Here is a 2,172-nt window from a genome sequence, read left to right as displayed (position 1 = left end):
GCACGCCCACCCGCCGGTCGGTCGTCCCCGGCGGGGGCCGGACCAGCCAGGCGCCCAGGTCCAACCCGTCACCGGTACGCAGGGAGACGTCCTCACCTCCGGCCAGCACCTGGGCCGCGGGCGGCGGCGCGGACCGGTCCGGGAAGTAGATCAGCCGCCGTTGCAGCAGCCACGCCAGTGTGATGAGCAGGGCCAGGACCAGCAGCACGACGAGCGCTACGCGTACCACGACGGAAACTCTGACCACCAACCTATTGTCGCCGGGCACCATGGGGTCCGTGGATATCCGGGGACCCGCACGTTACCTCTGGTGGCTCGCCAGACAACTGAAAGGCCGGGTTCTGCTCGGCGCCATGTTCGGCTCGCTCTGGTTCACCAGCCTCGCGTTCACGCCCTTCCTCCTGTCCCAGGCCATCGACCGCGGTCTCGGCCCGCGCCGGCCCGGCACCCTGCTCGCCTGGACGGCGGCAGTCCTGCTCGTCGGCCTGTCCAGTGCCGGGCTGGGCATCATGCGGCACCGGACCATGACCAAGCTGCGGCTGGCCGCCGCGCTGCGGACCGCCGATGCGGTGCTGACCCACGCTGGCCCGCCTGATCGCCGGCGTGGACCGCCCGGACGCCGGCTCGGTGACTGTAGGCGGCGTGCCCATCGCCGACCTGCCCCCGGACGAGCTGCGCCGGCAGGTGGTGCTGGTGACGCAGGAACACCACATCTTCCGCGAGTCCCTGCGGCAGAACCTGATGGTGCCGGCCCCGGACGACGTGCTGCGCCGGGCACTGAAGACGGTCGGCGCCGACTGGGCCGACGACCTCGACCGCGACCTCGGCGAGGACCCGCCCAGCGGCGGCCAGGCCCAGCAGCTCGCCCTGGCCCGGGTGGTGCTGGCCGACCCGCACACCGTGATCCTGGACGAGGCGACCGCACTGCTGGACCCGACGGCTGCCCGCAGCGCGGAACGGGCCCTGGCGGCGGTGCTGCACGACCGTACGGTCATCGCGATCGCCCACCGCCTCCAGACATCGCACGACGCGGACCGGGTGGCGGTCATGGACGGCGGCCGGATCATCGAGCTGGGCAGCCACGACGAGCTCCTCGAGGCGGGCGGCCCGTACGCGTCCCTGTGGCGCACCTGGCACGGCACCTGACACGTTCAGTTGCGGGTCGCGGAGGACAGGCATGGGAATGGGATGCCCGCCTCCGCGACCCGCGTGAGCCGGTCCTCAGTAGGCGGCGATGCCCTCGGAGTTCGCCCCACCCGGGACGGTCACCGATCCGATCGCGGTGAGCTTGCCGTTGCGCCCGACCCGGAACGCCTCCACCCCGTCGGTGCCGCCGCCGGTCTGCGCGTACAGCACGCTGCCGTCGGCCGACGCGGCCGTGTCGATCGTGCCGGCGCCCGCTGTGCTCGTGGTGCCGAGCTCCTGCAGCGTCCCGTCGGCCCGGGTGCGGAAGGCGGTGATCGTGGCGCTGCCCGCGTTGGACAGGTAGAACGTGCCGTTCACGCCGATCACCCAGCAGGTGGCCTGGCCGCCGGTGGGCGCGGCGGCCCGCGGGACGAGCCGTCCGTCGCGGCGCTGGTCGAAGGTGGCTGCTGCGTTCGGGCCGGCCTGGGCGACCACGACGTGCCCGAACCGGTCGAAGGCCAGCGCGAACGGGGCCGTACCCGGCTGGGCGTTGCGCACCGGGTGCGGGGCCGGCGCGCCGTGGGCGTCCACGCCGTACACCAGGATCTCGTCGGTGTTGCCCTTGGTGGTGACCAGCAGGCGCCGGCCGTCCGGGCTGAAGGCCACCTGGCCGGGGGAGTGGGTGAACTCGGGCCCGGCCGCGGGGTCGAGCCCGAGCGCCCGATGCCAGGCCGGCACCCGCACCAGCCGGGAGCCGACGCGCCGGAGACCCTGGACCGAGCCGCCGTCGCGGGCGTTGAGCACGTAGACCAGGTCGCCGTGGACGGCCACGCCCACCGGGAACGCGCCGCCGCTGCCGATCACCTGGAGCCGGGTCAGCCGGGTGCCCTGCACGCCGAAGACGGTGATCGTGTCGCTGCCGGCGTTCACCGCGTACAGCAGGTGGTGGCGGGCGTCGAGGGTGAGCGAGCCCTGCGAGGCGAGCGGGTCGGCGGCCGCGCCCGCCTCGATGCCGCCGCGGCCCCCGGTCGCGAACGTGCCGGCCGG

General features: G+C 74.3%; 1 protein-coding gene and 2 pseudogenes. 1 reads left to right on the top strand and 2 read right to left on the bottom strand.

Features of this window, described 5'->3' with window-relative positions; translation table 11 throughout:
* Positions 1-247 (bottom strand): annotated as a pseudogene (locus AB0C29_RS44995) (alpha/beta hydrolase); the annotation flags it as partial.
* A 332-nt stretch (positions 248-579) separates the two neighbouring features.
* On the opposite strand from AB0C29_RS44995, the pseudogene AB0C29_RS44990 reads away from it, so the two are divergent.
* Positions 580-1,146 (top strand): annotated as a pseudogene (locus AB0C29_RS44990) (ABC transporter ATP-binding protein); the annotation flags it as partial.
* Positions 1,147-1,221: 75 nt separating this feature from the next.
* Here AB0C29_RS44990 and AB0C29_RS44985 read toward each other — a convergent pair.
* The coding region (locus AB0C29_RS44985) for a beta-propeller fold lactonase family protein (protein WP_360834020.1) at positions 1,222-2,172 on the bottom strand (951 nt) is incomplete at its 5' end.

Origin of the sequence: Actinoplanes sp. NPDC048791, from assembly GCF_040650095.1 — a bacterium.
Classification (GTDB): domain Bacteria; phylum Actinomycetota; class Actinomycetes; order Mycobacteriales; family Micromonosporaceae; genus Actinoplanes.
The sequence above is the reverse complement of the archived record's forward strand: the minus strand, read 5'-3'. Positions and strand labels throughout refer to the sequence as shown.